At 66.4% G+C, this 25,864-nt stretch carries 28 protein-coding genes and 1 tRNA gene; 16 read left to right on the forward strand and 13 right to left on the reverse strand.

The features are described from left to right. Positions 1-105 precede the first annotated feature (105 nt). Positions 106-1,458 (forward strand): MocR-like pyridoxine biosynthesis transcription factor PdxR, encoded by a 1,353-nt coding sequence (gene pdxR / locus Q9316_RS19795; RefSeq protein WP_306033267.1) that lies wholly within the window; start codon positions 106-108, stop codon positions 1,456-1,458. Here the strand turns inward: pdxR and Q9316_RS19800 are convergent. The 4 genes from Q9316_RS19800 to Q9316_RS19815 form a co-directional block, all read right to left on the reverse strand. Next, the gene (locus Q9316_RS19800; RefSeq protein ID WP_306033268.1) at positions 1,455-2,180 is read right to left on the reverse strand and encodes a type 1 glutamine amidotransferase; all 726 of its coding nucleotides are present in this window, start codon (positions 2,178-2,180) and stop codon (positions 1,455-1,457) included. The two genes, pdxR and Q9316_RS19800, sit on opposite strands and share 4 nt — an antisense overlap. 126 nt (positions 2,181-2,306) lie before the next feature. Continuing rightward, the gene (locus tag Q9316_RS19805) at positions 2,307-2,483 is read right to left on the reverse strand and encodes a hypothetical protein (RefSeq protein WP_306033269.1); all 177 of its coding nucleotides are present in this window, start codon (positions 2,481-2,483) and stop codon (positions 2,307-2,309) included. Positions 2,484-2,585: 102 nt separating this feature from the next. After that, positions 2,586-3,014: an RbsD/FucU family protein gene (locus Q9316_RS19810; RefSeq protein WP_306033270.1), complete on the reverse strand. Its 429-nt coding sequence runs from the start codon at positions 3,012-3,014 to the stop codon at positions 2,586-2,588. Next, on the reverse strand, positions 3,015-4,244 hold the full coding sequence (locus tag Q9316_RS19815; RefSeq protein WP_306033271.1) for an ROK family transcriptional regulator: 1,230 nt from the start codon (positions 4,242-4,244) through the stop codon (positions 3,015-3,017). Between the two features lie 289 nt (positions 4,245-4,533). Here Q9316_RS19815 and Q9316_RS19820 point away from each other — a divergent pair, with 289 nt between their 5' ends. The 5 genes from Q9316_RS19820 to pyrC all read left to right on the forward strand — a co-directional run bounded on the left by Q9316_RS19820 (position 4,534) and on the right by pyrC (position 9,406). Continuing rightward, on the forward strand, positions 4,534-5,559 hold the full coding sequence (locus tag Q9316_RS19820) for a sugar ABC transporter substrate-binding protein (protein WP_306033272.1): 1,026 nt from the start codon (positions 4,534-4,536) through the stop codon (positions 5,557-5,559). Positions 5,560-5,824: 265 nt separating this feature from the next. Then, positions 5,825-6,907, forward strand: coding sequence for an ABC transporter permease (locus tag Q9316_RS19825; RefSeq protein ID WP_306033273.1), 1,083 nt, complete (start codon positions 5,825-5,827; stop codon positions 6,905-6,907). Continuing rightward, a complete protein-coding gene (locus Q9316_RS19830) occupies positions 6,907-7,686 on the forward strand; it encodes an ATP-binding cassette domain-containing protein (RefSeq protein WP_306033274.1) in 780 nt (259 codons plus the stop codon). The genes Q9316_RS19825 and Q9316_RS19830 overlap by 1 nt, the downstream gene beginning before the upstream one ends. Continuing rightward, positions 7,683-8,306, forward strand: coding sequence for a nucleoside triphosphate hydrolase (locus tag Q9316_RS19835; protein WP_306033275.1), 624 nt, complete (start codon positions 7,683-7,685; stop codon positions 8,304-8,306). The genes Q9316_RS19830 and Q9316_RS19835 overlap by 4 nt, the downstream gene beginning before the upstream one ends. Positions 8,307-8,365: 59 nt before the next feature. Beyond that, complete coding sequence (pyrC, locus tag Q9316_RS19840; protein ID WP_306033276.1) at positions 8,366-9,406, forward strand: dihydroorotase; 1,041 nt, start codon at positions 8,366-8,368, stop codon at positions 9,404-9,406. Positions 9,407-9,416: 10 nt separating this feature from the next. Here the strand turns inward: pyrC and Q9316_RS19845 are convergent, their stop codons facing one another. Beyond that, positions 9,417-10,178 carry a Crp/Fnr family transcriptional regulator gene (locus tag Q9316_RS19845; protein ID WP_306033277.1) on the reverse strand — a complete coding sequence of 254 codons (762 nt, stop codon included), beginning with the start codon at positions 10,176-10,178 and terminating at the stop codon, positions 9,417-9,419. Positions 10,179-10,369: 191 nt separating this feature from the next. On the opposite strand from Q9316_RS19845, the gene Q9316_RS19850 reads away from it, so the two are divergent. Next, entirely contained in the window at positions 10,370-10,768 is a 399-nt protein-coding gene (locus Q9316_RS19850; protein WP_306033278.1) for a hypothetical protein, read from the forward strand. Here Q9316_RS19850 and Q9316_RS19855 read toward each other — a convergent pair. Further along, entirely contained in the window at positions 10,759-11,208 is a 450-nt protein-coding gene (locus tag Q9316_RS19855) for a DoxX family protein (protein WP_306033279.1), read from the reverse strand. The two genes, Q9316_RS19850 and Q9316_RS19855, sit on opposite strands and share 10 nt — an antisense overlap. Positions 11,209-11,388: 180 nt before the next feature. Between Q9316_RS19855 and Q9316_RS19860 the strand changes: the two genes are divergently transcribed. Next, positions 11,389-11,688: a SelT/SelW/SelH family protein gene (locus tag Q9316_RS19860; protein WP_306033280.1), complete on the forward strand. Its 300-nt coding sequence runs from the start codon at positions 11,389-11,391 to the stop codon at positions 11,686-11,688. 57 nt (positions 11,689-11,745) lie between these two features. On the opposite strand, the gene Q9316_RS19865 is transcribed toward Q9316_RS19860, so the two are convergent. Further along, positions 11,746-12,129: a BA14K family protein gene (locus Q9316_RS19865; protein WP_306033281.1), complete on the reverse strand. Its 384-nt coding sequence runs from the start codon at positions 12,127-12,129 to the stop codon at positions 11,746-11,748. Between the two features lie 146 nt (positions 12,130-12,275). Here Q9316_RS19865 and Q9316_RS19870 point away from each other — a divergent pair, with 146 nt between their 5' ends. Together Q9316_RS19870 and Q9316_RS19875 are read left to right on the forward strand one after the other, a co-directional pair. After that, on the forward strand, positions 12,276-13,706 hold the full coding sequence (locus Q9316_RS19870; protein ID WP_306033282.1) for a phosphomannomutase: 1,431 nt from the start codon (positions 12,276-12,278) through the stop codon (positions 13,704-13,706). A 136-nt stretch (positions 13,707-13,842) separates the two neighbouring features. Then, a tRNA-Leu gene (locus tag Q9316_RS19875) sits at positions 13,843-13,929 on the forward strand. A 131-nt stretch (positions 13,930-14,060) separates the two neighbouring features. Here Q9316_RS19875 and Q9316_RS19880 read toward each other — a convergent pair. Both Q9316_RS19880 and Q9316_RS19885 read right to left on the reverse strand, forming a co-directional pair. Continuing rightward, complete coding sequence (locus Q9316_RS19880) at positions 14,061-15,335, reverse strand: O-antigen ligase family protein (RefSeq protein WP_306033283.1); 1,275 nt, start codon at positions 15,333-15,335, stop codon at positions 14,061-14,063. A gap of 148 nt (positions 15,336-15,483) precedes the next feature. Further along, positions 15,484-16,620, reverse strand: coding sequence for an acyltransferase family protein (locus tag Q9316_RS19885; protein ID WP_306033284.1), 1,137 nt, complete (start codon positions 16,618-16,620; stop codon positions 15,484-15,486). A gap of 234 nt (positions 16,621-16,854) precedes the next feature. Between Q9316_RS19885 and Q9316_RS19890 the strand changes: the two genes are divergently transcribed. Continuing rightward, on the forward strand, positions 16,855-18,006 hold the full coding sequence (locus Q9316_RS19890) for an HPP family protein (RefSeq protein ID WP_306035365.1): 1,152 nt from the start codon (positions 16,855-16,857) through the stop codon (positions 18,004-18,006). Between the two features lie 89 nt (positions 18,007-18,095). Beyond that, on the forward strand, positions 18,096-19,451 hold the full coding sequence (gene gdhA / locus Q9316_RS19895; RefSeq protein WP_306033285.1) for an NADP-specific glutamate dehydrogenase: 1,356 nt from the start codon (positions 18,096-18,098) through the stop codon (positions 19,449-19,451). Positions 19,452-19,468: 17 nt separating this feature from the next. On the opposite strand, the gene Q9316_RS19900 is transcribed toward gdhA, so the two are convergent. Further along, complete coding sequence (locus tag Q9316_RS19900) at positions 19,469-19,981, reverse strand: hypothetical protein (RefSeq protein ID WP_306033286.1); 513 nt, start codon at positions 19,979-19,981, stop codon at positions 19,469-19,471. Positions 19,982-20,142: 161 nt separating this feature from the next. After that, positions 20,143-20,568 (reverse strand): nucleoside diphosphate kinase regulator, encoded by a 426-nt coding sequence (gene rnk, locus Q9316_RS19905; protein ID WP_306033287.1) that lies wholly within the window; start codon positions 20,566-20,568, stop codon positions 20,143-20,145. 361 nt (positions 20,569-20,929) lie between these two features. Between rnk and Q9316_RS19910 the strand changes: the two genes are divergently transcribed. The 4 genes from Q9316_RS19910 (at position 20,930) to Q9316_RS19925 (ending at position 23,875) form a co-directional block, all read left to right on the forward strand. Next, a complete protein-coding gene (locus tag Q9316_RS19910) occupies positions 20,930-21,526 on the forward strand; it encodes a carbonic anhydrase (RefSeq protein ID WP_306033288.1) in 597 nt (198 codons plus the stop codon). 3 nt (positions 21,527-21,529) lie between these two features. Further along, positions 21,530-21,877 carry a DUF488 domain-containing protein gene (locus tag Q9316_RS19915; RefSeq protein ID WP_306033289.1) on the forward strand — a complete coding sequence of 116 codons (348 nt, stop codon included), beginning with the start codon at positions 21,530-21,532 and terminating at the stop codon, positions 21,875-21,877. 109 nt (positions 21,878-21,986) lie between these two features. Next, the gene (metB, locus tag Q9316_RS19920; RefSeq protein ID WP_306033290.1) at positions 21,987-23,153 is read left to right on the forward strand and encodes a cystathionine gamma-synthase; all 1,167 of its coding nucleotides are present in this window, start codon (positions 21,987-21,989) and stop codon (positions 23,151-23,153) included. 20 nt (positions 23,154-23,173) lie between these two features. Beyond that, positions 23,174-23,875, forward strand: a complete 702-nt coding sequence (locus Q9316_RS19925; RefSeq protein ID WP_306033291.1) for a 5-formyltetrahydrofolate cyclo-ligase — start codon at positions 23,174-23,176, stop codon at positions 23,873-23,875. On the opposite strand, the gene Q9316_RS19930 is transcribed toward Q9316_RS19925, so the two are convergent. Together Q9316_RS19930 and Q9316_RS19935 are read right to left on the reverse strand one after the other, a co-directional pair. Beyond that, the gene (locus tag Q9316_RS19930) at positions 23,842-25,116 is read right to left on the reverse strand and encodes a CynX/NimT family MFS transporter (RefSeq protein ID WP_306033292.1); all 1,275 of its coding nucleotides are present in this window, start codon (positions 25,114-25,116) and stop codon (positions 23,842-23,844) included. The two genes, Q9316_RS19925 and Q9316_RS19930, sit on opposite strands and share 34 nt — an antisense overlap. Beyond that, positions 25,113-25,790 carry a FadR/GntR family transcriptional regulator gene (locus Q9316_RS19935; RefSeq protein WP_306033293.1) on the reverse strand — a complete coding sequence of 226 codons (678 nt, stop codon included), beginning with the start codon at positions 25,788-25,790 and terminating at the stop codon, positions 25,113-25,115. The genes Q9316_RS19930 and Q9316_RS19935 overlap by 4 nt, the downstream gene beginning before the upstream one ends. Positions 25,791-25,864: the final 74 nt, after the last annotated feature.

Consider the following 25,864-nt stretch of genomic DNA (forward strand, 5'->3'; position numbering starts at 1 on the left):
TGCCTTTCGAAGAAGAGGCCGCCATGGTGCGCCATGTCATTGGACCGGAAAAGCACCAATCAGAAGCCAAAAAATCGGACCAATCTTCCGGATTGGTCCCTGCTCGTGCCCGTCCTGCCGGCAGCCGGCAAGCGCACGCTGGCGCTCTATCGGGAACTGCGCCGCCTGATCGAGGCCGGTGCCATTCCGCCCGGCAGCAAGCTGCCCCCCTCGCGTGATCTCGCGCGGCGGCTGAAGACCTCGCGCGGCAGCGTGGTCGCCGCCTTCGAGACACTGATCGCCGAGGGCTTTGCCGTTGCCCGCACCGGCGCGGGCACCTTCGTCGCCGATCGCGTGCCGACCGTGAAGCCGACCGCCCCAAGGGAACCGGAAGCCGCGGAGCCGAAAATGCCGCTGCCCGGCACGCTCGGCGTCGCCATGGCCGACGCGCGCACCTTGAACCGTTTCCGCAGCCTGCTCACACGGCATCTGGCCCGTCCCGGCCCCGAGCACTTCCACTACGGCGATCCGCGCGGCGGCGAAGCGCTGCGCCAGGCAGTCGCCGCCTATCTTCGCCAGGCGCGCGGCGTGCGCTGCGAGGCGCGCTCGATCGTCATCACGACCGGCACGCAGCAGGGCATCGACCTCGTCATCCGCAGCACCCTGACGCTAGGCGACCGGGTGATGATCGAGGACCCGTGTTATCCGAGCGCCCGCGCCGCCTTCGCCGGTAGTGGCCTTGCGCTGTCCGGCCTTGCGGTGGATGCGGAAGGCGCGGACATCGCGCTTGCCGCACCGGGCGCCCGCGCGGTCTATGTGACGCCGTCGCACCAGTTTCCGCTCGGCGTTACCATGAGCATGCGCCGCCGGCTCGCCCTCATCGACTGGGCGCGGGAAACGGGCGGCTGGATCATCGAGGACGATTACGACAGCGAGTTCCGCTTCGCCGGGCCGCCGCTCGCCGCCATGCAGGGCATGGACGACAGCGGACGGGTGATCTATCTCGGCACCTTCTCCAAGGTGCTCTTTCCCGGCCTGCGCCTCGGCTATGCCGTGATCCCCGATCCGCTGCTGGAGACGGTCATGGCGCTGCGCGCCCGCACCGATCGCAGCCCGCCGACGCTGGCCGAAGCCGCGCTGACCGACCTCATCCGCGAAGGCCATTTCGCCGCACATCTGCGCCGCGCCCGCCGGCATGCGCAGGCGGCGCGCGATACGCTGGTTGCGGGGCTTGCGGCAGCGCCCGGCCTCTCGGTCACCGTGCCGGACCAGGGCCTGCACCTCGTCGCGGGCCTGCCGGCCGGGCTGGAGGATGTGGCGGCGGTGGAGATCGCCCGCCGGGCGGGGTTCGGCGTGCGTGCCCTCTCCACCATGGCCGTCACCAATCCGCCGCGGCAGGGCCTCGTGATCGGCTTTTCGGGTTTTGCACCCGATGTGCTGCATGAAGCGGCAAGGCGCTTCGCCATGGCGCTTGGCTAGGCGACGCGCCGGCTCTTGGCGGCGGTGATCGTCGCCACGAAGGCGCGGGCAAGGGCAAGGCCGGTGGCCTCGGCGCTGGGGCCGTATTCGGCGGCAAGGCTGGCGCGCCGCTCCAGCCAGCCGGGCGCCTGTTTCTCGATATAGTCCGGAAAGGTCGCCGCCCATTCCTCGACGACCGACCGGTTCGCCTCGAAATGGAACTGGGTGCCATAGACCGCCCGGCCGATGCGGAAGGCCTGGTTTTCGGCGCCGCCGCTGGTGGCGAGCCGCACCGCGCCGTCTGGCAGCGTGAACGTGTCGCTGTGCCACTGGAAGATCGGGAAGGAACCGGCGGCGGCCGAAAGCACCGGGTCGGCCGCGCCGTCCGCCGTCAGCGCCACGGAGCACCAGCCGAATTCCGGTGTGGTGCCGATATGGTTCTGCCCGCCATAGGCCCGGGCGAGAAGCTGGCTGCCGAGGCAGACGCCGAGCACCGACTTGTCCGCATCGCCGAAGCGGCGCATCAGCGCGGCGAGCGCCGGCAGATAGGTGTGGCTCTCGTCGTCCAGCGCATTCTGCGGCCCGCCCATGACGATGATGGCGTCGTGGGCGGTGTGGTCCGCGGGAATGGCGTCGCCGGCATGCGGGCGGCAGATGTCGAGCTCGGCGCCGGCCTCCTGAAGGGCGATGCCGATCTGCCCGAGCAGCGTCACCTTGTCGTTTTCCACCACCAGAACCCGCATGCGATACTCCCGATTTCAATGTCGGGCGAGACAATCACGCCCTTTCGCCGCATTCAAGAGCCGGAGACGGAAAGAACCCGGCTCTTGCGAGCCGGGCGAGGCAGGGAGGATCGGCGAAGGGCGGGATCAGCGGCAGACGCGGATCTTCTTGACGATGAGGTTGCCGTAGTAGTCGTAGGAGTGGATCTTCTTGACGAAGCAGGTCGGTTGGTAGCCGTAGCTGTAGTAGCCGGCCTGCGAGGGGGCGGCGAAGGAAACGGCGGCGATGACGGCGACGGCGGCGGAAATGATGAACTTGCGCATGGGGTCTCTCCTGATCTCTTGAAGGACGAGCCTCTCTCGTCCGGTGATCAGAAGGTCTCACATCGCCCTTCCCGCCGCTGTTTCGCGGGAAACAGAAGCCGCTCAGGGATAGATGACGCCCTTGCGCAGGATCACATTGGCATAGAGCCGCGGCTCGCTCGTCTGCACCAGCGTATGGGCGGCGCGCACGCGATCGTAGAAATCGGCGCCGACCAGCGGCACGACGGCGCGGGCCGGCTCGTGCCTCGCGCAGCAGGCGATGATCTCGCGGTGCACCGGCTCCAGCGTGTCGCGCTCCTGGCGAAAAGTGGAGCGGAAGATCGCCTCCTCGACGAAATCGTCGATAGGCATGACCGAGAGCACGGCATCGAGGGTCGGGATCAGCGCCACACCATCGAGGCGGATGAGGCGGCGGGCATGCTCGACGCCCGGATAGTTGCCGTCGACGATGGCGATCTCGTCGCCGTGGCCCATGGCGCGCAGCGTCGCCAGCAGCTCCGGGCTCAGGATCGGGTCGATACCTTTCAGCATTCAGGCAAGCTCCTTGAAGAGGACGTTGTGGTCGGGAAGATAGCGGGAGAACAGCGGCAGGCTCGCCCCGCCGATCGAGCGGGCGTTGCTGCCGACGGCACCCTCGACGATGTCGGGCAGGGTGACGCCCTGAAGGTCGAGCCGGGCGACGGCGGCGCGCGTCGCCGCGACGACCCGCTCGCGCACCCAGGCCGGAAAGCCGCCATCGATGATCACGGCGGAAAAGTCGATGACGGAGGCCGAGGCGACGACCGCCTGGGCGAGCGCCGCCGCCATGTCCTCGATCCATATCTCGAACGGCGCGCCGAAGTCGATCCAGCCGTCCGGCGAATACCACAGCGGCGTTGGATCGATGCCGTGCTCGCGCAGGAGATTTTCCAGCCGGTAGATCGAGGCGATCTTGAGAAGCTGTACCGTCTCGCCGTCGCGGCCCTGCACGGGCAGCGGGCCGATGGCGCCCGCCGTGCCGGTGCGGCCGGTGAACAGCGCGGAATTCAGCACCACGCCGCCGCCGATGAAGGAGCCGATGAAGAGATAGAGGAAATCGGGATATTGCGGCCCGAGGCCGAAGACGAGTTCGGCCGCGCAGGCGCTGGTGGCGTCGTTCTGCAGCGCGACGGTATAGGGCACGCGCCTGGCGATCTCGGCCTCGAGATCCACGCCGCGCCACTGGTCCATGTCGGCCTGCGGCGCGCCCACCTCGCGCGCCCAGCTCCACAGCTCGAAGGGGGCGGCGACGCCGAAGCCGGCAATGCGGCCGCGTTCTTCCGGCGTGATCGCCGCTTCCAGCTCGGCAAGCCCTTCCTCGATGAAGGCGAGCAGCGGGCCGGGCATGGGATAGGCATAGGTGCGGCGGACCTGCCGACGGATATTGCCGACGAAATCCATCATGACGAGGTCGGCGCTGCGCCGGCCGATCTTCAGCCCGAAGGAATAGACCGCGTCCGGATTGAGCAGCATGGGAACCGAGGGCTGGCCGACCTTGCCGCGCATCGGTTCGCCGCGCATCAGCAGTCCCTCGGCCTCCAGCGCCCGCATGATGACGGTGACGGTCTGGGCGGAAAGGCCGCTGCGCCGGGCGATCTCGGCCTTGGAAAGGCTGCCGTGCCGGCGCACCAGCGACATGACGAGGCGCTCGTTGTAGGCGCGCACGCGCACCTGGTTGGCACCCCCGCTCGGGTCGAGGATTTCGGCCGGCGACGCAGGTGCCGTCGCGGCAATTCTTGTCATCGTCTCCTCCCGTGCCGGCCGGGGCGTAACGCGCCCCTTACGGTCCTCTTATCGGCTGGCGCTCCGCTCTTCCACCGGAAACGATGCAGCCGGGGCTTGCGCCCGATCTTTCCCGAAGCATGACACATCGGATTAATAATTCAATTCGATTTATTTATTGACAGGCATTTCTTTTGGTGTTCTTCTCATGATCGGAAGCGCGGTTGGCTGGCGGAAGAGCCGTCCAGCCACCGGCGACCGGATGGCCCCAGGAGAGGGGTGCATCCCGTTTCGTCCTTGGGAGGATACCATGAAGAAGACGATGATTTCCGCCGCTCTCGGCGCGCTTGCGCTCGGCGTCGCCTTTGCCGCGCCGGCCTCTGCCGCCGATGTCGGCGCCTGCCTGATCACCAAGACCGACACCAATCCCTTCTTCGTCAAGATGAAGGAAGGCGCCGAGGCGAAAGCCAAGGAACTCGGCGTCACGCTGAAGTCCTATGCCGGCAAGATCGACGGCGATTCGGAAAGCCAGGTCGCCGCCATCGAGACCTGCATCGCCGACGGCGCGAAGGGCATCCTCATCACCGCATCGGACACGAAGGGCATTGTTCCCTCCGTGCAGAAGGCGCGTGACGCCGGCCTGCTCGTCATCGCGCTCGACACGCCGCTGGAACCGCTCGATGCCGCCGACATGACCTTTGCCACCGACAACCTGCTCGCCGGCGAACTGATCGGCAAGTGGGCCGCCGCGACGCTCGGCGACGGCGCCAAGGACGCGAAGATCGCGTTCCTCAACCTCACCCCCTCGCAGCCGTCGGTCGACGTCCTGCGCAACCAGGGCTTCATGAAGGGCTTCGGCATCGACGTGAAGGACATCAACAAGATCGGCGACGAGGACGATCCGCGCATCGTCGGCCATGACGTGACCAACGGCAACGAGGAAGGCGGCCGCACCGCCATGGAAAACCTCTTGCAGAAAGACCCGACCATCAACGTCGTGCACACGATCAACGAGCCGGCCGCTGCCGGCGCCTATGAAGCGCTGAAGGCCGTCGGCAAAGAGCAGGACGTGCTGATCGTATCGGTCGACGGCGGTTGCCCGGGTGTGCAGAACGTCATCGACGGCGTCATCGGCGCGACCTCGCAGCAATATCCGCTGGCCATGGCCGCCCTCGGCATCGAGGCGATCAAGAAGTTCGCCGACAGCGGCGAGAAGCCGAAGGCCACCGAAGGCAAGGACTTCTTCGACACGGGCGTCTCGCTCGTGACAGACAAGCCGGCCGCCGGCGTCGAGTCGATCGACACCAAGACCGGCAAGGACAAGTGCTGGGGCTAAGGCCCCGGGCCGGCCCGGCATGACCGGGCCGGCCATCCGCCACGGACGGATCGGGCGACGCAAGGCGCGCCTTGGCTTTTGACAATCGCGAAGAGACGTGGGCACCTTTCTCCTTGAGGAGCGGCCGTGATGGATCATGGCCCGCTCACGGGGGAGCCGCCCGCAGAAGGCGGCGGATGCGCACGATGCGCGCCGCGATGCGTCCGTGCATCATTTCATCCGGCAATGCCGCGACGGTCGGCACACGGAAGGGAGGAACAGGATCATGAGTGAGACAACGACGGCCTCGCAGCCCTCGCAGGAATTCGAGAAGGTGCTCACCGGCAGTTCGACGCAGGTCGCATCCTTCGATACCAACGACAAGACGCCCCTTCAGAAGTTCCAGCATTTCCTGCACGGCAGTCCTTCGGCCGTGCCGCTGATCGTGCTGGTCCTGTCGGTGGCGGTGTTCGGCGTCATCCTCGGCGGGAAATTCTTCTCCGCCTTCACGATGACGCTCATCCTCCAGCAGGTGGCGATCGTCGGCATTGTCGGCGCTGCGCAGACGCTGGTCATCCTGACCGCCGGCATCGACCTGTCGGTCGGCGCGATCATGGTGCTCTCGTCCGTCGTCATGGGCCAGTTCACCTTCCGCTACGGCCTGCCGCCCGTCGCGTCGGTCGCCTGCGGCCTCGCCTGCGGCGCGCTCTGCGGTTATGTCAACGGCCTGCTCGTCGCCCGCATGAAGCTGCCACCCTTCATCGTCACGCTCGGCATGTGGCAGATCATCCTCGCGTCGAACTTCCTTTATTCGGCCAACGAGACGATCCGCTCGCAGGACATCGCCAAGCAGGCGCCGCTCCTGCAGTTCTTCGGCAACAACATCCGCCTGGGCGGGGCGGTCTTCACCTACGGCGTCATCGCCATGGTGCTGCTGGTCGCGCTCCTCTGGTACGTGCTCAACCACACCGCCTGGGGCCGCCATGTCTATGCCGTCGGCGACGACCCGGACGCGGCGGAGCTCGCCGGCGTCAACGTCAAGCGCATGCTGGTCTCGGTCTATACGCTGTCGGGTCTCATCTGCGCGCTCGCCGGCTGGGCGCTCATCGGCCGCATCGGCTCGGTCTCGCCGACCGCCGGCCAGTTCGCCAACATCGAATCGATCACCGCCGTGGTGATCGGCGGCCTCTCGCTCTTCGGCGGGCGCGGCTCGATCCTCGGCATGATCTTCGGGGCGCTCATCGTCGGCGTCTTCTCGCTCGGCCTTCGCCTCATCGGCACGGACCCGCAATGGACCTATCTCCTGATCGGCGTCCTCATCATCTCGGCAGTGGCAATCGACCAGTGGATCAGAAAGGTAGCAGGCTGATGGCTCTCGAACCCATTCTTACCGCGCGCGGTCTCGTCAAGCGCTACGGCCGCGTCACCGCCCTCGACAATGCGGATTTCGACCTTTATCCCGGCGAGATCCTGGCTGTCATCGGCGACAACGGCGCAGGAAAATCCTCGATGATCAAGGCGATCTCCGGCGCCATCACGCCGGACGAGGGCGAAATCAGGCTGGAGGGCCAGCCGGTCAGCTTCCGCTCGCCGATCGATGCGCAGAAGGCCGGCATCGAGACCGTCTACCAGAACCTCGCGCTCTCGCCGGCTCTGTCCATCGCGGACAACATGTTCCTCGGCCGCGAGATCAGGAAGCCGGGCGTCATGGGCAGTGTCTTCCGCAAGCTCGACCGCGGGGCGATGGAAAAGTTCGCCCGCGACAAGCTGTCCGAGCTCGGCCTGATGACGATCCAGAACATCAACCAGGCGGTGGAGACGCTTTCGGGCGGCCAGCGCCAGGGCGTCGCGGTGGCCCGGGCGGCGGCCTTCGGCTCGAAGGTCATCATCCTCGACGAACCGACGGCCGCGCTTGGCGTCAAGGAGAGCCGGCGCGTCCTGGAACTCATCCTCGACGTGCGCCGGCGCGGCATCCCGATCGTGCTCATCTCGCACAACATGCCGCATGTCTTCGAGGTGGCCGACCGCATCCACATCCACCGGCTCGGCCGGCGGCTCACCGTCATCAACCCGAAGGACTACACGATGTCCGACGCCGTCGCCTTCATGACGGGGGCGAAGGTCCCGGCGGAGGCCGTCGCGGCATGATATCGCCCACCACGATCGTGGATGCCCTTCTGCGGCGCGCGGGGGACGCGCGCCGCTTCATGATCGGCATTGCCGGCCCGCCGGGCGCCGGCAAGTCGACGCTGGTCGAGGCGCTCCGGGAAAAGCTCCTTGCCCGCGGCGAGACGGCCGAAATCCTGCCGATGGACGGTTTCCACATGGACAACGGCATCCTTGCCGAACGCGGCTTGCTGCCGCGCAAGGGCGTGCCGGAGAGCTTCGACGGCCGCGGCTTCGTCGATATCGTTCAGGCGCTGAAGCGGGCGGACGGCGAAGTGCTGGTGCCGGTCTTCGACCGCTCGCGCGAGATCGCCATCAATGCGGCCCGCGCCATCGCGCCGCAGACGCGCTTCATCCTCGCCGAAGGCAATTACCTGCTCTTCAGGGATGCGCCCTGGGACCGGCTCGAGGGCGTCTTCGATTTCACCATCTTCGTCGGCCCGCCCTATGCCGTGTTGGAGGAGCGCCTGCGCCGGCGCTGGCTGGACTACGCACTGCCGGAAGACCAGATCCACTGGAAGCTCTACGGCAACGACCTGCCGAACGGAAAGCGCATCCTGGAGAACTCGCGCCCGGCCGATCTCACCATCGACCTCTTCTGAGGAATTGTCCGTCGTCTCTTCCGGTGCTATCGCAACCCGTGAAGACGGGAGAGACTGCGATGACCACTGAACTCACCATCCGCCGGCCGGACGACTGGCACCTGCACCTGCGCGACGGGGCCATGCTGGAAGGCGTGATCGGCGACACCAGCCGCCATTTCGCCCGCGCGATCATCATGCCGAACCTCGTGCCGCCCGTCGTCACCACGGCGGACGCCGCCGCCTACCGCGACCGCATCCTCGCCGCCCTGCCCGATGACGACCGGTTCGAGCCGCTGATGACGCTCTATCTCACCGAGAACACGAACCCCGACGATGTGGAAGCCGGCTTCAGGAGCGGGCTGATCCGCGCGGTAAAGCTCTATCCGGCGGGCGCGACGACGAACTCCCATGGCGGCGTGCGCGATATAAGCAAGGCGATGCCGGTGCTGGAGCGCATGGCGAAGATCGGCCTGACGCTCTGCGTGCACGGCGAGGTGACGACGCCGGAGGTCGATATCTTCGACCGCGAGGCCGTGTTCATCGAGACGGTGCTGGATCCGCTACGCACGCGTCTGCCGGAGCTGCGCGTCACCATGGAGCATGTGACGACGAAGAACGGCGTCGACTACATCAAGGCCTCGAAGGAAAACCTCGCCGGCTCGATCACCACGCATCACCTGATCATCAACCGCAACGCCATCCTCGTCGGCGGCATCAAGCCGCACTATTACTGCCTGCCCGTCGCCAAGCGCGAGGAGCACCGGCTGGCCCTGCGCGCCGCCGCGACGTCCGGAGACAGGCGCTTCTTCCTCGGCACGGATTCCGCGCCGCATGTCGATCCGCTGAAGGAATGCGCCTGCGGCTGCGCCGGCATCTACACCTCGATCAACACGATGAGCTGCCTTGCCCATGTCTTCGAGGAGGAAAGTGCGCTCGACAGGCTGGAAGCCTTCGCCTCGCTGAACGGTCCCGCCTGGTACGGCCTGCCCGCCAACGAGGAGACGATCCGCCTCGTCAAGCGGGCAGCCCCCGTTTCCTTCCCGGCGAAGATCGAGACGGGCGCGGGGCCGGTGACGGTGTTCGACCCGATGTTCCCGTTGCATTGGGACGTCGCGTAAGCGACCAGATCTAGATGAAGGGCCGCGGCCCGCGCGGCAGCCCTTCCCATCCCGCCAGCGCCTGAAGGCCGTCCGGATCGATGATCTCGCAGCCGCGGTCCTGCCAGCGCATCAGCTTGCGGTCGGCGAGCTTGCGCAGCGTCTTGTTGGTGTGGACGAGGGACAGGCCGAGCGTATCGGCGACATGCTGCTGGGTGATCGGGATGACGCGCCGCCCGCCGTTGACGCCGGCCACATGGGCGCGCTGGTGCAGGAACGAGATGAGATAGGCAGTGCGCTCCAGCGCCGTGCGCCGGCCGATGCTGAGCAGGTGCTCGTCGAGGATGCGCTCCTCGTGCGCGGCGATCCAGGTCAGGTCGTAGGCGAGCGAGGCGTGGCGCTCGAAAAGCCGCTCCAGCTTGGAGCGTTCGAAGACGCAGAGCGTCACCGGCGTCAGCGCCTCGACGGAATGATCCATCTCGCCCATCAGCGTGCCCTGCAGGCCGATGAGGTCGCCTGGCAGCACGTAGTTCATGATCTGCCGCCGCCCGTCCGGCAGCAGCTTGTAGCGGAAGGCCCAGCCGGAAAGCACGGTGAAGAGATGCGCGCTGTGCATGCCCTCGACGAGGATCGTGGCGCCGCGTTCGGTGAGAAGTTCCCCGCTCTTGAACTGCGAGACGAAATCCAGCTCCTTGGCCGAGAAATCGCGAAAACCGGGAAGCTCGCGCAGGGGACATTGATGGCAGGGCGTGCGCCATTTCGAGGGATGGTTACCCGTCGAGCTGCTTGCCATATTGTCTTCGCCCCATTCGTTGCCAGCCCTCGGACCGGGGCTGGCCAATGGAACGCGGTGCGGCCGCGCTTGTTCCGTACGGCCGATCCCTATGTCTTATTTAAATGACACTCCTTGGGTCCGGGCCCACAGTCCGCCTCCCGAACCGCCCTGATTCCGGCGGTTCCACATGGAATGAGGAGTGCGGCACCATGGAACCCTTTCTTCCGCACATCTTGATCGCCGAACGCGAGTTCCTGATCGCGCTGGACGCGGAATACCTGATCAAGGCGGCGCTCGATTGCCGCATCACGCTGCTCCGGCCGGAACAGCTCGACCAGTGGGACGCGGCCGCGCTGGCGGATGTCGACCTGTGCCTTTTCGACGTGCCGCTGAACGCGGTGCCGGTCGCGTTCCGCATCGAGAGGATGCTCGAAGAGCAGGTGCCCTTGCTCTTCACAACGGTCGGAGAGATCCATGTCGATGGCGTCGCGGGCTTCGAGACCATTCCCGTCGCCCGCAAGCCCTATGACGGCGAGATATTGGCCGCGCTCGTCAGGGAACGGCTGCGGCAAAGGCCGGAGCCGTCCGGGACGGCCGATCAGAACTGACGGCCGAGCTTCGCGTCCACCGAGTGGCTGTTGCCGCCGCGGATGACGAAGAAGAACATGATCAGCGCCCAGAGGATCGACTTTTCCGCGCCCATCAGGCCTTCGCCCTGCACGACGCCGTGGAAATAGACGGTGACCGCGAGCACGATCATTGCCGCGAAGGCGGCGGGGCGCGTGAAGAGGCCGATCGCGATCAGGATGCCGCCGAAGAATTCGGTGGCGGAAAGCAGCGGCGACCAGAAGACGCCGGGATAGAAGCCGAGGCTCTCGACCATGCCGCTCGCGCCGAAGGGGTTGAGGATCTTGCCGTAGCCGTGGGTGACGAGCAGCAGGCCGGCGGCGACGCGAAGGATCGTCTCGGCGCTGTCGTGCAGCGCCGCATAGAGGCCGCCAAGCGCGGGGATGATGAGGCGGGATCGGGTGGTGGCAAGCTCTGTCATGGGGTCTCCTGTCGGAATGTTGCAGTGCAACACCTCTCCGACAGGATTTCGGCTGCGACAAGATGTCCGCCGACAAAACATGATGAATTAAGTTGACATTTACGTGAAGCGATCGCGACGGGCAGCGTGCCAAAGGACGCGTGACGTTATATGCTGCGGCCTCGATACGGGGAGATTGCCATGTCCGCAGAAAAGCCGCGCGTTTCCATTCTCTATTGCACCCAGTGCAACTGGCTGCTGCGGGCCGGCTGGATGGCCCAGGAGCTTCTGTCGACCTTTTCCGACGCGCTCGGCGAAGTGGCCCTCATTCCCGGCACCGGCGGCAATTTCGAGATCCGTGTCGGCGAGGCGCTCGTTTGGGAGCGCAAGCGCGACGGCGGCTTTCCGGGGCCGAAGGAATTGAAGCAGCGGGTGCGCGATGTCATCGAGCCCGGCCGCGACCTCGGTCATACCGATCGGGCGGACGATACGCCCGGCTGAAGCAGAAACGGCGGGCCGAAGCCCGCCGTTCCCGTGATCGTTTTCCGACAGCCCGGCTTACCGGTAGGGCGAATAGCAGGACCGGTAGATACCGCCGCCGGCATGGTAGCGGTTGGTGTAGGGGTCGTAGGTGCGGTAGCGGTTCATGCACCAGCGCACATGTGCGTTGCGCCCGCCGCCATAGTAGCGTGGCCGCTCATAGCGCGGACGGTAGTAGCGGCGCTCATAGCCATAATACGGACGATGATGGCGGCGATAGTAGCGCGGACGGTCGCAGCCGTAGCCCACGCAGAATTCCACCTGCGCCCTCTGCACGTCGCTTTTCGTCTGCACCTTCATGTCCGGCACGGCAAGCGGGACGGCTTGCGCCGCCCCCATGGGGGCGATTGCGGAGGCGATGCCCATCGCGCAACCGAAAACGAGATTTCGAATCTTCAACATGTGATCCTCACTGTTTCTGGCGGGATATTTCCCGGTCACGTCCCTGCTGGCATTACGTTCACGCATTTTGTTTTATTCATGATTGCGGGTGTACAACAACGGATGTATCGCCGGATTTTCGATCCGCAAGAGCGTGAGGGAAATGCATGAGCCTGAAATTCGGAACCAGCGGCCTGCGGGGGCTTTCGGTGGACCTCGAAGGGCCGGCGAGCGCCCTTTATGCCACGGCTTTCGCTCGCCATCTCCTGGCGGCGGGAATCGCACAGCCGGGCGACGAGATCCTGATCGGCCGTGACTTCCGCGCTTCCAGCCCGGCCATTTCGGCCATCGCCATCGCCGCGCTGCGCAAGGCCGGACTTACCCCGCGCGATTGCGGCGATCTGCCGACGCCCGCGCTCGCCCTGCTCGGCCTCGCCCGCAAGGCCGCCTGCCTGATGGTGACGGGTTCACATATCCCCGCCGACCGCAACGGCATCAAGTTCTACCGGCCGGACGGCGAGATCGACAAGGCGGACGAAGCCGCCATCACCACCGCCGCCGCGGCGATCCGCGCCGAAGGACTCATCTTCGATGCCGCGCAGGAAAGCGCCGAGAGCCTGCACGACGCCGCCATAGCGCTCTATGGCGAGCGCAATCGCACGCTCCTGCCGGACGGCGCCCTCAACGGCCTTCGGGTCGGCGTCTACCAGCACTCGACCGTGGCGCGCGACCTCTTCGTCTCGGTGCTTGCCCACTACGGCGCGGACGTGGTGGCGCTCGGCCGCTCGGAAAGCTTCATTCCCGTCGATACGGAGGCGGTCTCCAGCGAGACGGTCGCGCTGCTGCAGGGCTGGGCCGTGCAGCACGGACTGCACGCTATCATATCCGCCGACGGCGACGGCGACCGGCCGCTGATCACCGACGAGACCGGCACGCCCATCCGCGGCGACCTCGTCGGCCTCATCGCCAGCCGTTTCCTTGGCGCCACCGCGATCGCGACGCCCGTCACCTCCAATTCCGGCATCGAGGCGGCCGTGGAGGGCACGGTGCTGCGAACGAAGGTCGGCTCGCCCTTCGTGATCGCCGCGATGAACGAGGCGGTCGCAGCGGGCGAAACCGCCGTTGCCGGCTTCGAGGCCAATGGCGGCACGCTGACGGCGACGCCCTTCACCGTGAACGGCCAGCGGCTCGCGCCGTTGCCGACCCGCGACAGCCTGATGCCGGTGCTGGCCGTGCTGGCGCTGCGCGCGGCCGGGGAGCAGCCGCTATCGCGGATCGCTGCCGGATTCGCCCTGCCGGCCGCGGCGAGCGACCGGCTGGAGAACTTCCCGGTCGAGACCAGCGCCGCGCTGATGGCCGAGCTGCGCTCGGGCGCCGGCGCGCTTTCCGCCTTCCTGGCGCCGATCGGCGTGCCGCAGAAGGTGAGCGACATCGACGGGCTGCGCGTGACGCTGGAGGACGCAAGCGTCATCCATTTCCGCCCCTCGGGCAATGCGCCGGAAATGCGTTGCTATGTGGAGGCGGCCGACGAGGCCGCCGCCGTGCGGCTTCTCGAGGTCGGGCTGCAGCGCATCCGCGATTGGGCAATGAGCCGCTAAGGATTTTTCGCTCGGGCGGTGCCGCGGTAAAACCGCCCCCGGTTTTCGCGCCGCATGCAGTTTTCGCCAAGCTGTTGCGAAAACTTCAAAAAGCCTGTTGACACCGGAGGGCGCTCCTTCTACATGCCTCTCCGTCGCCCAGATGGCGGAATTGGTAGACGCGCCAGCTTCAGGTGCTGGTACTCGAAAGGGTGTGGAGGTTCGAGTCCTCTTCTGGGCACCAAATTCCATCCGGATTTCCGGATCTCATAAAAAAGCCCGGCCTTGCCGGGCTTTTTTATTGCCTGGTCGGCCGGCTCGAAATTCTGGCGCAAACACTTCCATATCAAGCGGACGGCCGGATGAGCTTCAGGCTCAATAGCCGAAGGCCGGCGGATGAACCGGCCGTCGGCGAGGATGGCGGTGTTCCAGCCAGCCGGTGACCTCGTTGCGCAGCGAGAAGGCGATGATCAGGAACATGTAGATGCCGAGGGAGGTCGAGCGCGCCAGTTCGTTTTCGATCAGGTTTCCGAGCGTGAACATGTTGAGCACGGCGAAGGCGAGGATCGTTCCCGGCGCGCGGATGCTGCCGATGGCGATCAGCGCCAGCAGGTAAAGTCCGAGAAAGCCGGTGATAAACAGCGTGAAGCCGATCAGCCCGGTTTCGACGAGCAGGGTGATGTAACCGTTGTGAAAATTGTCCAGCTCCCAGCTGTAGATATCCTGAAAGGCGGTCAGCCGCTCCGGCGTCCAGAAACTGTCCATGCCGAAGCCCGTCAGCATACGCCCTTGCGCATGCATGTATTCGAAGCCGAACTGCCACAGCTTCATGCGGCTGTTGGTGTCGACCGTCAGCCCCAGCACGCTCAGCTTGTCGCCATCGACGGAAAACGAGGCCAGCACCAGAAAGAGGAGCGGGATGGAGAGCGCGATCCCGATGAGCAGCGATGCGCGCTGCACGGCGTGCGGCATGCGGGCGATCGCCATCGAGCCGAGCCCGGCCATGGCCAGCATCAGCCCGCCGCGCGAGCCGGATTTGTAGACCGCCACGAAGCAGAGCGCGACGAGGAGAAGGCGCAGGCAGAACGCGGCGCACCGCCGCAGCGGCGTCGGGCGTGGGGCGAGCGGCAGGCCGACGCCGAGCACCGCGGCATAGGCTGCATAGGCGGCAAGCCCGTTCTTCTGGCCGGCAATGCCGCGCCACTTGCCCGCATGTTCCCAGGTCTGGTCGACCCCGATTGACGGCCACAGGAACACGACAGCCACGCAGATCACGATGAAGGTGGCGAGCGCATAGAAGACGATCGCCAGCGCGCGTTCCAGCGGCAGCATGCTGGCGATGCCGAGCGCTGTCATCAGCGCGGTCAGCACCAGCACGCTCTTGATATAGCTGTCGGCCATCTGCGAGCCCCAGAGCGCCGAGGCCGCATAGAAGAGAAAGAACAGCGCCAGCAGCGTCGTTTCGAGACCGGCAGGGATCCTGAGCCCGAAGCGGATATGGGACATCAGCGCGATGGCGGCGGCGATCGCCACGAAGGCGAGATAGCGGGCAGCCTCCATCCAGCCGGGCGCCGCGAGCTGCTCGCTCGGCACCGCCATGGAGAGGAGCGCCAGAAAATACAGCGCAAGGCTGGTTGTCCTTTGAAGCATCGTGCGACCCGCGAGCTTTTCCGTTCTGCCGGCGCCGAAAGGAACCGTTAAGCATGGCGGTTAACATTTCACGGATGCCCTAACCAACCATTAAGTTCAGTGCGTAAAAATACACGCAATGCACGAATTCAACCGGACGGCGGTCCGCCTATATCGCCTTCCCCTCCCGATGCCGCGCAAACGGGCGCGCGCCGCGGCTCCACAGCCGTCCCGGTTCCTCGATATACCGGAAGGTCAGCACGGCAAGGCAAATGGTCGCCAGGAGCATGAGAATCTGAAGCACGTTGCCAAGCCAGAGCGAGCCGCCGATGGACAGCAGGCGCGGTACTTCGCCGTTCGCAAGAGGCGGCAGTTCCATGAAGAAGGAGAGGCCCGTCGTCTTCTCCAGCACCATGGCGATCGCACGGGCGACGGCACGCACGAACGCATGTACCATATAGATCGAATAGGACAGCGCGCCGACCAGCAACAGCGGACGCACCTTTAGCGCCCGGCTGAAAAAACCCTTTTCACGGGCAAAGAGCAGCACCAGACTGGCGAACAGCACCGGCGTCGCGACGGCTGCGGCGCTGTGTCCGTCGAGCATTGCAAGACACAGGCAGAGCAGGACGACGGCCGCGCCTTCGGCCAGGGTGTCGGCATAGCGACCGAGAGGCTTGTCGAGCCAGAGGAACCGCGCGCGGACGCCGAAACACAGGACACCGAGGGCGAAACCGTAGAGGCAGCGGGCGAGGCCGTAGTCGTAGGTCGAATCCATTCGAAGCGGACTGATGAAGATCAGAATGGCCGAACCGACGATCGCGATCACGATCCAGGGAAGCATCCTCGGCCCGAGCCAGGGCGTGACCAGCGCAAAGACGATATGGGCGACGAATTCGGCGCTGATGCTCCAGCTGGGAAAGTTCAGCCACAGACCGGAATTGATGCCGGTGCCATGCAGCAGCAGCGTATTCGTCACGACGGCGCGCAGGAGCTGGAGGCTTACCCCGTCCTTTGCGATGTCGATGGGGATGAACAGCGCCATGGTGACGAGGTGAAGAGGGTAGATGCGCCCGAGCCGCAAAAACAGGAACCTTCCGGGTCCGAAGCCCTGCGCCAGCCGTGCCTGATAGTTCGCGGCGATAACGAAGCCGCTGAGCACGAAGAAGAAATCCACGAAGAGATAGGCGTTCTGGACGATCCTTGCCGACTGGATGTGGCTGAAGACGTTGAAATGGAACAGCGCCACCATGCAGGCGCACAGGCCGCGCCAGCTATCCAGCGCTTCAAATCGACGAGCTTGCATCCGGTTTTCCCTATCGGCGTTATCCTGGAGATTGCCCGATAAGATTGCATTTGAATGGGAAATATAAACTTAAAGTTACAGAGCATGCCTTGATAACCCATGGGGTTGTCCGGCTTTTTATCGCCCCGCCTGCTTTCCTTCCGGCGAAACAGAATCTTCCGTTTGTGCCCTTGCGTGATCGGCGCGATAGGCACATAAGCCTCCAAATTAGTCATTTGCCTTTTTACAATCAGGATCATCGTGGCCCCATCTCAACACGATGCCCATAAATCGGGCATTCTGTCCAAATTCCGGCTGTTCACACCCATTCTGGCCGGCGCCACGCTCAAGGAACGCCTCATCGGTTGCCTCGGGGCCCTGATCGGCATTTGCCTCACCGGCCTCGTCTGCGGCCTCTTCATGGGCAACGATCCGCATCTGCCGTTGATCGTCGCACCCATCGGCGCTTCCGCCGTGCTGCTCTTCGCCGTGCCCGCCAGCCCGCTCGCCCAGCCCTGGTCGATCGTCGGCGGCAACACCATCTCCGCCTTCGTCGGCGTGACCGTCACGACGCTTGTCACGGACCCGGCGATCGCCATCGGCCTTGCCGTCGCGCTGGCGATCCTCGTCATGTCGCTGACCCGCTCGCTGCATCCGCCGGGCGGCGCCGCCGCACTCACCGCCGTCATCGGGGGCGCTGCCGTCACCCGCGCCGGCTTCTGGTTCCCGCTCGTGCCGATCGCGATCAATTCGCTGATCCTCGTCGCCATCGGCATGCTGTTCCACAAGCTTGCCGGCCGGCAATATCCGCACCGCCAGGCGGTGGTGCCCGTCAATACGCACAAGACGGCCGATCCGCCGGCCGCCTTCCGCGTCGGCTTCAACACGGAAGACATCGACGCCGCCATCACCAGCCTCAACGAGACGCTCGACATCAGCCGCGCCGACCTCGACACGCTGCTGCGCCAGGTCGAACTACAGGCGCTCTTGCGCCAGCGCGGCGAGCTTACCTGTGCCGACATCATGTCGCGCGACGTGGTGACGGTGCCGGCCGATGCGACGGCGGACGTGGCGCGCGCGCAACTGCTCGATCACGACATCCGCACGCTGCCCGTGCTCGACGGCGAGGGCCGGCTTGCCGGCACCGTGGGCCTGCGCGAGCTCGCCGCCATGGCCCCCGCCGCGCTCCTGCCCATTTCCGAAGCGGCGACGGCCAGCCCCTCCGACCCGGCGATCGGCCTTCTGCCGCGCCTGACGGACGGCATGATCCATGCGGTCGTCGTGGTCGACGATGCGCGCCGCGTCGTCGGCATCATCTCCCAGACCGATCTTCTGGCCACGCTCGCCAAAAGCCTGTCGCAGGTCGGTTCGCCCGGCCTGATGAGCGGCCACGGGCACGGGATCTGACCATGCCCGCACGATGTCACCCGGGCCGGCCGGCGCCAGGCCGGCGGCCCTTCCAGGAAATGTGAGACCGAGACGAAAGGAGTGTCGCCATGGCGACTGTCGACGAGAAGCTTGAACCGATCCTTGCCCAGGTGCTGCAGCGCAACCCGGCGGAACCGGAATTCCATCAGGCGGCGCGCGAGGTGCTGGAAAGCCTCGGCCTCGTCGTCTCCAAACATCCCGACTACCTGAAGGACGCGCTGATCGAACGCATCAGCGAGCCGGAGCGCCAGATCATCTTCCGCGTGCCGTGGGTCGACGACAAGGGCCAAGTGCAGATCAACCGCGGTTTCCGCGTACAGTTCAATTCGGCGCTCGGTCCCTACAAGGGCGGCCTGCGTTTCCACCCGTCGGTCAATCTCGGCATCATCAAGTTCCTCGGCTTCGAGCAGATCTTCAAGAACGCGCTGACGGGCCTGCCGATCGGCGGCGGCAAGGGCGGCTCGGACTTCGATCCGAAGGGCCGGTCCGAGGGCGAGATCATGCGCTTCTGCCAGTCCTTCATGACGGAGCTGCACCGCCATCTCGGCGAGCACACGGACGTTCCGGCCGGCGACATCGGCGTCAGCGGCCGCGAGATCGGCTGGATGTTCGGCCAGTACAAGCGCCTGACCAACCGCTTCGAGGCCGGCGTCTTCACCGGCAAGGGCCTCAGCTACGGCGGCTCGCTTGTGCGCAAGGAAGCGACCGGCTACGGCGCGGTCTATTTCACCCGCGCCATGCTGGAGAGCAGGGGCACCGGATTCGAGGGCAAGCGGGTCACCGTCTCGGGCTCCGGCAACGTGGCGATCTACGCCATGGAACAGGCGATCAAGTACGGCGCCAAGGTCGTCGCCTGCTCGGACAGCAGCGGCTACCTCGTCGATGAAGACGGCATCGACCTCGCCCTCGTCAAGGACATCAAGGAAGTGCGCCGCGAGCGCCTGTCGCAATATGCCGGCGTCAAGACGAAGGGTGTGCATTTCATCGCCACCGGCAAGGGCTCGATCTGGGATGTACCCTGCGACGTCGCGCTGCCCTGCGCCACGCAGAACGAGCTGACCGGCAAGGATGCCAAGACGCTGATCAAGAATGGCGTCATCGCCGTCGCCGAGGGCGCCAACATGCCCTCGACGCCGGAAGCCGTGCGCGCCTTCCAGGATGCGGGCGTGCTCTTCGGCCCCGGCAAGGCGGCCAATGCCGGCGGCGTCGCCACCTCGGCGCTGGAAATGCAGCAGAATGCCAGCCGCGACAGCTGGAGCTTCGAGACGGCGCGCGAACGCCTCGGCCAGATTATGCAGGGCATCCATGACCGCTGCGCCGAGACGGCGGAGGAATATGGCGCCAAGGGCAACTACGTGCTCGGCGCCAACATTGCCGGCTTCATCCGCGTGGCCGAAGCCATGCGCGCGCAGGGCGTGATCTGACGGGTCCTTGCCCGCTCCTATGCCGCCGACGGCCCTGGACCCTGTCCGGGGCCGTTTTCGTTGGCGGGGGTGAAGGCGCGTTCGGCAAGCCCGCCGGCAATCAGCCGGAAGGGCGGGCGCGCCGCCGGTCGGGGCGCCTTTGCCGCCACCGGCTGGAAGAGCACTTTTTCGAGCACGATCCAGTCGTGCCGGCCCTCCGGCCGGGCAAAGCCAATGCCTTCGCCTTCCCTGAGCCCCAGCAATGCGAGGCCGTAGAAGGTGGTGATCGGCAGGAAGGCGCTGCCGGGCGTGTAGGTGCCGGGAAGGCAGAGCGTGCGCGTATCGGTGAGCCCGCTGGCGCAGCGGAACGACAGGCGCGCGTCGATCGTCGCCAGATCGCCGGGAACCGGGGCATCCGGCGGCAGGCAAGGCCTTGAAAGCTTGCGCCTGAGCAGCGCCAGCCATTCCTCCGTCAGCGGCGGCCAGTCGCAAGATATCTTTTCCAGCACGTAGAAGTCCCGTGCCGTGAGCATGCCGGGATCCTGTCCCATCGTCTTTCTCCATCCTGCCCGCCGTTTCGGGCGGGGGTGCAAGGGTCATGGTGGAGACGCCCCCTGGCCGCGCTTGCGGCGCAGGGGGTCACGATCCTGCGACGAGGCAACCTCCGATGCGCCCGGACGAAGGGAAGGACAGGAATTTCATGCGCGAAGCCTCAGGATGCGCGGGCGGTGTTCGCGACGCCGTCCCGGACGGCGATCACGCTGAGGCGCCGTGCGCGCCCGTCGCGCGCCGACCATTCGATCGACTGGCCGGCGGAAAGGCCGAGCAGCGCCGCGCCTACCGGCGTCAGCACGGAAATGCGCTGGCGGGAAATGTCGGCATCCCCAGGGAAGACCAGTTCGGCGGTCTGCGGCGCCTCGTCGTCGATGCGGAACTCGGCGATCGAGCCGATGCGCATCACGCCGGGCGCCATGCGCGCGTCGTCGACGACCTTGGCGCGGTCGAGCTCGGCGGCGAGCTGCCCGGCGGCGTGCGGATCGCGTTCCGCCAGCATGTCGGCAAGGTTCGAAAGGCGTTCGTATTCGGAACGGGCGATGGAGATGGCGGGCAGGCGGCCGGCCTTGGCTCTGGTGGTCATGGAAACCTCACGACATGCGGTCTCGCGGCCCTTGAGGCACGCGGAAAAATCAGGATTGGGGGATCATGTCGCGCTGGTCTGGCGCAGTCCCGCATAATTTTACGGAACCGCTATCGCCCCACGGCCGGGGCGCGACGCGACCAAGCCGGGGGCTAGTATCCTGCGAGAGGAAACAACCGTTTCAGAAATCGGGCAAGGTCGTGCGTCGTCATCATGCCCCTATGATGGAGGGAGGGCATGGGGAAAGTCAAGCCGCATCGTCCCGGCGCGTCCGCATGCCGCCCCTGCGACGGACCGTCGGTTTGACACAAGCCAATTGCGGGCGGATAGCTCCGGCATCCTTCACAAGCGGAGACCTGTCATGATCGAAGACCTTTTCGCCAGGAACAAGGTGTGGTCCGCCGAGCGCAAGGCGGAGAAGGCCGACTATTTCGAGCGCCTGTCGACGCTGCAGCAGCCGGAATATCTCTGGATCGGCTGTTCGGACAGCCGCGTGCCGGCCAATGTGATCGCCGGGCTCGAGCCGGGCGAGGTGTTCGTGCACCGCAACGTCGCCAACCTCATCCACCCGGCCGATCTCAACATGCTGTCGGTGGTGGAATATGCCGTGCATCAGCTCGGCGTGAAGCACATCATCATCTGCGGGCACTACGGCTGCGGCGGCATCCGCGCGGCGGTCAGCGGCGAGCGCTTCGGGCTGATCGACCATTGGCTGCAACCCGTCCGCGACGTGGCGGACGCGCGCTTCGAATGCCGGGAAAGCTGGAATGACGCGGATCTCGACCGTCTCTGCGAGTCCTCCGTTGCCGCGCAGGTCGAACGCCTCTCCCGCACCCCGACCCTCCAGGCGGCCTGGCAGGCGGGTCGGGACGTGTCGATCCACGGCTGGGTCTACGGCTTGCAGGACGGCCTCCTTTCTGATCTCAAATGCACGGTGAGCGGAAACCCGGGAGGCTAGGCCGTGCCCGTACACATCAAGCGCATCTATGACGAGCCCGAGGCGGGCGACGGCGAGCGCATCCTCGTCGATCGGCTCTGGCCGCGCGGCCTTTCGAAGGAGAAAGCGGCTTTCGACGAATGGATGAAGGACGTCGCGCCGACATCCGCCCTTCGCAAGTGGTTCGATCACAAGCCGGAACGCTGGACGGAATTCCAAGAGCGCTACCGCGAGGAGCTGCGCGGCAACCCGGCAGTAGATGCCCTGCGGGACCGTGTTTCGGCGGGAGCCGTCACGCTGCTTTACGGTTCGCGCAACCGTGAATTCAACCATGCCGCCGTGCTGGCCGATTTCCTAGCGGAAAAACGGTAGAGACTTTCCGCATGAGTGCAAAATTCTTGCAGTCAGGCAGCAATAGAATTCGTTTGTCAGCCATCATCATCCCCGCCATTTTCCTCACCTAACATGAGGAGCAGCACCGATGTCCGAGCGAACGGCGATGGAAGTTCAACCGGAAACCGTTGCGGCCGCGCATGGCGTGGCCGTCGATACCGCCTTCGGCGCGGTGGCGCCGCCGCTCTATCTGTCCAGCACCTATGAATTCGCCGATTTCGACACGCCGCGCGCCTATGATTACGGCCGCGTCAGCAACCCGACGCGGGATCTCCTCGGCGAGGCGATCGCCAGGCTGGAGGGCGGCGCGGGCGCGGTGCTGACGCCGAGCGGCATGGCGGCGGTCGATCTTCTCGTCGGGCGGCTCGCCGTCGGGAGCCTCGTTCTCGCACCGCACGACTGTTACGGCGGCACGATGCGGCTCCTGAAGGCTCGGGCGGAGCTCGGCCAGATCCGGCTCCGGCTGGTGGATCAGTCGGATATCGAGGCCTTCAAGGCGCGGCTCTGGGATTATCCGGTGCTCGTGCTGATCGAGACGCCAAGCAACCCCCTGATGCGCGTCGTGGACATCGCTGCCCTTTCTGCCCTCGCCAAGGCGACGGGGGCGAAGGTCGCCGTCGACAACACCTTCCTGTCGCCGGCCTTGCAGAGGCCGCTGGCGTTCGGCGCCGATTACGTGCTGCATTCGACGACGAAGTTCCTCAACGGCCATTCGGACGTCATCGCCGGCGCGGTGGTGGCCGCCGACGGCGACGAGGCGCGCGACCTGAAGCGCTGGGCCAATGTGACGGGGTCGATCGCCGCCCCCTTCGATTCCTGGCTGACGCTTCGGGGCCTTAGAACCCTCTTTGCCCGCATGGCGGCGCAGGAGCGCAATGCCATGGCGATCGCCGAACGGCTCGCCGCCCATCCCGCCGTCACCCGCGTGCACTATCCGGGCCTTGCCGACCATCTGGATCATGCACTTGCCGGAAGACAACAGCAGGGCTTCGGTGCCATGATGAGCTTCGAGCTTGCCGGCGGCGTGCCCGCGGTGCGGCGCTTCGTGCGGGCGGTGCGCATCTTCACGCTCGCCGAATCGCTCGGCGGCGTGGAAAGCCTGGTGGCGCATCCGGCGACGATGACCCATGTCGACATGGGCGCGGACGCCCGCGCGCGCGCCGGCATCAGCGACGGGCTGCTGCGGCTTTCCATCGGGCTCGAACATGTCGATGATCTCACCGCCGGGCTCGAAGCGGGCCTTTCGGCCTGCTGAGACGATCAGGGAGGCAAGCGATGGCCGACGACGACACACCCGCGACCTTCGCCTCGCCGGCCTGTTTCCTGCACGAGGTCGATCCGGCCTATGCCGGCCTGCCGGGCCCGCTCGACCTGCAGGCCTGGACGGACGTGAAGCGCTGGCGCAGAAACGAACGCGAGCGCCTCATCGCCGAACGTCTCGCCGTGCCGGCCGAGTTGCGCGCGCGCCAGGGAGAGGCGATCGCGACCGGCGTGCTTGCGCAGATCGGCGATGTCGCCGGCCGTATCGTCAGCGCCTACTGGCCGTTTCGCGGCGAGCCGGATCTGCGTGCGTTCATGGAAGAAATCGCCGCGCGCGGCGGACGGACCGCCCTGCCCGTGGTTACGGAAAAGGGGCGGCCGCTGGAATTCCATCTCTGGCAGGTGGGCGAGGCGCTGTCGCGCGGCGTCTGGAATATCCCGATACCTGCCGCGCAACGGCCCTGCGTACCCGACATCGTGATCGCCCCCGTCGTCGGTTACGATGCGGCCTGCTACCGGCTCGGTTACGGCGGCGGCTTCTTCGACCGCACGCTGGCCGCCCTGCCGGCAAAACCGCGCGTCATCGGCGTCGGCTACAGCGCGGCCAGGCTCGCGACGATCTATCCGCAGATGCACGATATCCCGATGGACCTGATCGTCACGGAGGCCGGCGTGGTTCGTCCTCAGGACGTCTCCACCGTGCGCGCATTGACGTAGAGCGCCCGCCCGGCGAACCAGCCGTTTACCGCCGCCCCGAGGCCGAGCAGCACGAAGAGCACGGCGCTCCAGGCAAAGCTGCCGGTCCAGCCGCGTATGAGGCCGACGACCAGCGGCCCGATGGCGGCGAGCAGGTAGCCGACGCATTGCGCCATGCCGGAAAGGTGCGCCGCCACATGCGGATCGCGGGTGCGCAGCACGATGACAGTCATCGCCACCGCGATCAGCCCGCCCTGGCCGATGCCCTGCAGCACGGCCCAGAACCAGACCGACCAGAGCGGCGCGAAGAGCAGGCCCAGCAGGGCGACGACGGCGAAGGCGCAGAGCGCCACGTTGATCACCCGCTGGTCCTTGCCGCGTACGGCAAGATGTGGCGCGAGGAGGCAGGCGCCGGCCTGCACCATCACCGACACCGAGACGATCGCCCCGGCGGTGACGCCGTCGAGCCCGCGTTCGCGCAGGATCGGCACCAGCCAGCCGAAGACGCAATAGGCAAGCGCCGATTGCAGGCCCATGAAGAAGGTGACGTGCCAGGCGAGCCGGTCGCGCCAAAGGCCTTCCACGCGAAAGCCGGTGCGCTTGACCTGCGAGCGGGTGGCAAGGACCTGCGGCAGCCAGAGGGCGCCGACGACCAGCGCCGGTACGGCCCAGACCGCCAGCGCGCCGTCGAGCGAGCCGCCGAGCGCATGCTCGATCGGCAGCGTCAGGCCGGCGGCGCCCGCCGCGCCGGCGCACAGCGCCATCGTGTAGCAGCCGGTCATCAGCGCCGCCTTGTCCGGGAAGTCGCGCTTGACGAGGCCGGGCAGCAGCACGTTGCCGACCGCGATGCACGCGCCGGCGAGCGCCGTGCCGAGGAAGAGCAGCGGAATGGAGGAGAGGCCGCGCATCGCCGTGCCGAGCGCCAGCAGGAGGATGACGGCGAGCAGCGTGCGCTCCGTGCCGATGCGTTGGGCAAGGCGCGGCGCGAGCGGCGAGAACAGGCCGAGGCAGACGACGGGCAGGGTGGTCAGCAGGCTCGCCCCGGTCGGCGAGAGGCCGAGCACGGCGCGGATTTCCGGCAGCAGCGCCGAGGCGCTGGAAAAGACCGGCCGCAGGTTGAAGGCGATGAGCACGAGGCTGGCGCCGAGCAGGAAGCGCGCCAGCGGCGTCGGGGGCCGGTGCGGCTCGGGTGCGGGCACGCTGTCGGCTTCGGCGTCGATCAGGTCGATGGCGCCGGGATCGTTCGGGGCGGGATGGGTCATGACAGCAGCAACCGGTCGAGAGCGGCAAGGACGGGCGCCATGAAGCGGCGCACGGCGGCATCGGCGGCATCGGGAGCGCCGCTTTCGATGGCGTCGATAATCGCGGCATGGGCCGCCATGTCGGGTTCCGGCAGGTCCTCGCGCAGGCTTGCCTCAATCGTTTCGGCAATCAGCGTGGAGAAGAAATCGTACATGCCGATCAGCACCGCGTTCTGCGAGGCGGCGATCACCGCCTGGTGGAAGGCGAAGTCGCGGGCGATGAACGTGTCCTTATCGCCGCCTTCATAGTTGCCGCGCGCGGCGAGCAGCGCGCGCAGTCCGGCGATCACGGCCGGGGTCTGGCGCAGGGCCGCCAGCCGCGCCGCCTCCGCATCGAGCGCCAGCCGTGCCTCGAACTGGTCGCGCAGCCCAGCGCGGCGGGCCATGGTCAGCGGGCGCGTCGTATCGGCCGCCGACAGCACATAGGTTCCGGAACCCTGCCGCGTTTCGAGATAGCCCTGCGAGACGAGGACGCGCACCGCCTCGCGCACGGTGCCGCGGCTGACGGAGAGCATGGCCGACAAGGTCGCCTCGTTTGGCAGCTTCTCGCCGATGACCCAGCGGCGGGCGAGGATTTCGGCACGGATGGTCTCGACGGCGGTGTCGGCCAGATTGGTCTTGCTGAGGGAATGCATGATAGTAATCACCAAGTCATCGGATGACTTGGTGATTAGCGCGATTCCATCTCCGCGTCAAACTCCTCCGGCCG

It is taken from the genome of Shinella zoogloeoides, from assembly GCF_030733845.1.
In the GTDB taxonomy this organism is placed as follows: domain Bacteria; phylum Pseudomonadota; class Alphaproteobacteria; order Rhizobiales; family Rhizobiaceae; genus Shinella; species Shinella zoogloeoides_C.

Excerpts from the sequence above, each read along its gene's own strand:
- Q9316_RS19800 (WP_306033268.1), bottom strand. The coding sequence starts at position 2,180 with ATGCGGGTTCTGGTGGTGGAAAACGACAAGGTGACGCTGCTCGGGCAG.
- Q9316_RS19805 (WP_306033269.1), bottom strand. The coding sequence starts at position 2,483 with ATGCGCAAGTTCATCATTTCCGCCGCCGTCGCCGTCATCGCCGCCGTT.
- Q9316_RS19810 (WP_306033270.1), bottom strand. The coding sequence starts at position 3,014 with ATGCTGAAAGGTATCGACCCGATCCTGAGCCCGGAGCTGCTGGCGACG.
- Q9316_RS19815 (WP_306033271.1), bottom strand. The coding sequence starts at position 4,244 with ATGACAAGAATTGCCGCGACGGCACCTGCGTCGCCGGCCGAAATCCTC.
- Q9316_RS19820 (WP_306033272.1), top strand. The coding sequence starts at position 4,534 with ATGAAGAAGACGATGATTTCCGCCGCTCTCGGCGCGCTTGCGCTCGGC.
- Q9316_RS19825 (WP_306033273.1), top strand. The coding sequence starts at position 5,825 with ATGAGTGAGACAACGACGGCCTCGCAGCCCTCGCAGGAATTCGAGAAG.
- Q9316_RS19830 (WP_306033274.1), top strand. The coding sequence starts at position 6,907 with ATGGCTCTCGAACCCATTCTTACCGCGCGCGGTCTCGTCAAGCGCTAC.
- Q9316_RS19835 (WP_306033275.1), top strand. The coding sequence starts at position 7,683 with ATGATATCGCCCACCACGATCGTGGATGCCCTTCTGCGGCGCGCGGGG.
- pyrC (WP_306033276.1), top strand. The coding sequence starts at position 8,366 with ATGACCACTGAACTCACCATCCGCCGGCCGGACGACTGGCACCTGCAC.
- Q9316_RS19845 (WP_306033277.1), bottom strand. The coding sequence starts at position 10,178 with ATGGCAAGCAGCTCGACGGGTAACCATCCCTCGAAATGGCGCACGCCC.
- Q9316_RS19850 (WP_306033278.1), top strand. The coding sequence starts at position 10,370 with ATGGAACCCTTTCTTCCGCACATCTTGATCGCCGAACGCGAGTTCCTG.
- Q9316_RS19855 (WP_306033279.1), bottom strand. The coding sequence starts at position 11,208 with ATGACAGAGCTTGCCACCACCCGATCCCGCCTCATCATCCCCGCGCTT.
- Q9316_RS19860 (WP_306033280.1), top strand. The coding sequence starts at position 11,389 with ATGTCCGCAGAAAAGCCGCGCGTTTCCATTCTCTATTGCACCCAGTGC.
- Q9316_RS19865 (WP_306033281.1), bottom strand. The coding sequence starts at position 12,129 with ATGTTGAAGATTCGAAATCTCGTTTTCGGTTGCGCGATGGGCATCGCC.
- Q9316_RS19870 (WP_306033282.1), top strand. The coding sequence starts at position 12,276 with ATGAGCCTGAAATTCGGAACCAGCGGCCTGCGGGGGCTTTCGGTGGAC.
- Q9316_RS19880 (WP_306033283.1), bottom strand. The coding sequence starts at position 15,335 with ATGCTTCAAAGGACAACCAGCCTTGCGCTGTATTTTCTGGCGCTCCTC.
- Q9316_RS19885 (WP_306033284.1), bottom strand. The coding sequence starts at position 16,620 with ATGCAAGCTCGTCGATTTGAAGCGCTGGATAGCTGGCGCGGCCTGTGC.
- gdhA (WP_306033285.1), top strand. The coding sequence starts at position 18,096 with ATGGCGACTGTCGACGAGAAGCTTGAACCGATCCTTGCCCAGGTGCTG.
- Q9316_RS19900 (WP_306033286.1), bottom strand. The coding sequence starts at position 19,981 with ATGGGACAGGATCCCGGCATGCTCACGGCACGGGACTTCTACGTGCTG.
- rnk (WP_306033287.1), bottom strand. The coding sequence starts at position 20,568 with ATGACCACCAGAGCCAAGGCCGGCCGCCTGCCCGCCATCTCCATCGCC.
- Q9316_RS19910 (WP_306033288.1), top strand. The coding sequence starts at position 20,930 with ATGATCGAAGACCTTTTCGCCAGGAACAAGGTGTGGTCCGCCGAGCGC.
- metB (WP_306033290.1), top strand. The coding sequence starts at position 21,987 with ATGTCCGAGCGAACGGCGATGGAAGTTCAACCGGAAACCGTTGCGGCC.
- Q9316_RS19925 (WP_306033291.1), top strand. The coding sequence starts at position 23,174 with ATGGCCGACGACGACACACCCGCGACCTTCGCCTCGCCGGCCTGTTTC.
- Q9316_RS19930 (WP_306033292.1), bottom strand. The coding sequence starts at position 25,116 with ATGACCCATCCCGCCCCGAACGATCCCGGCGCCATCGACCTGATCGAC.
- Q9316_RS19935 (WP_306033293.1), bottom strand. The coding sequence starts at position 25,790 with ATGCATTCCCTCAGCAAGACCAATCTGGCCGACACCGCCGTCGAGACC.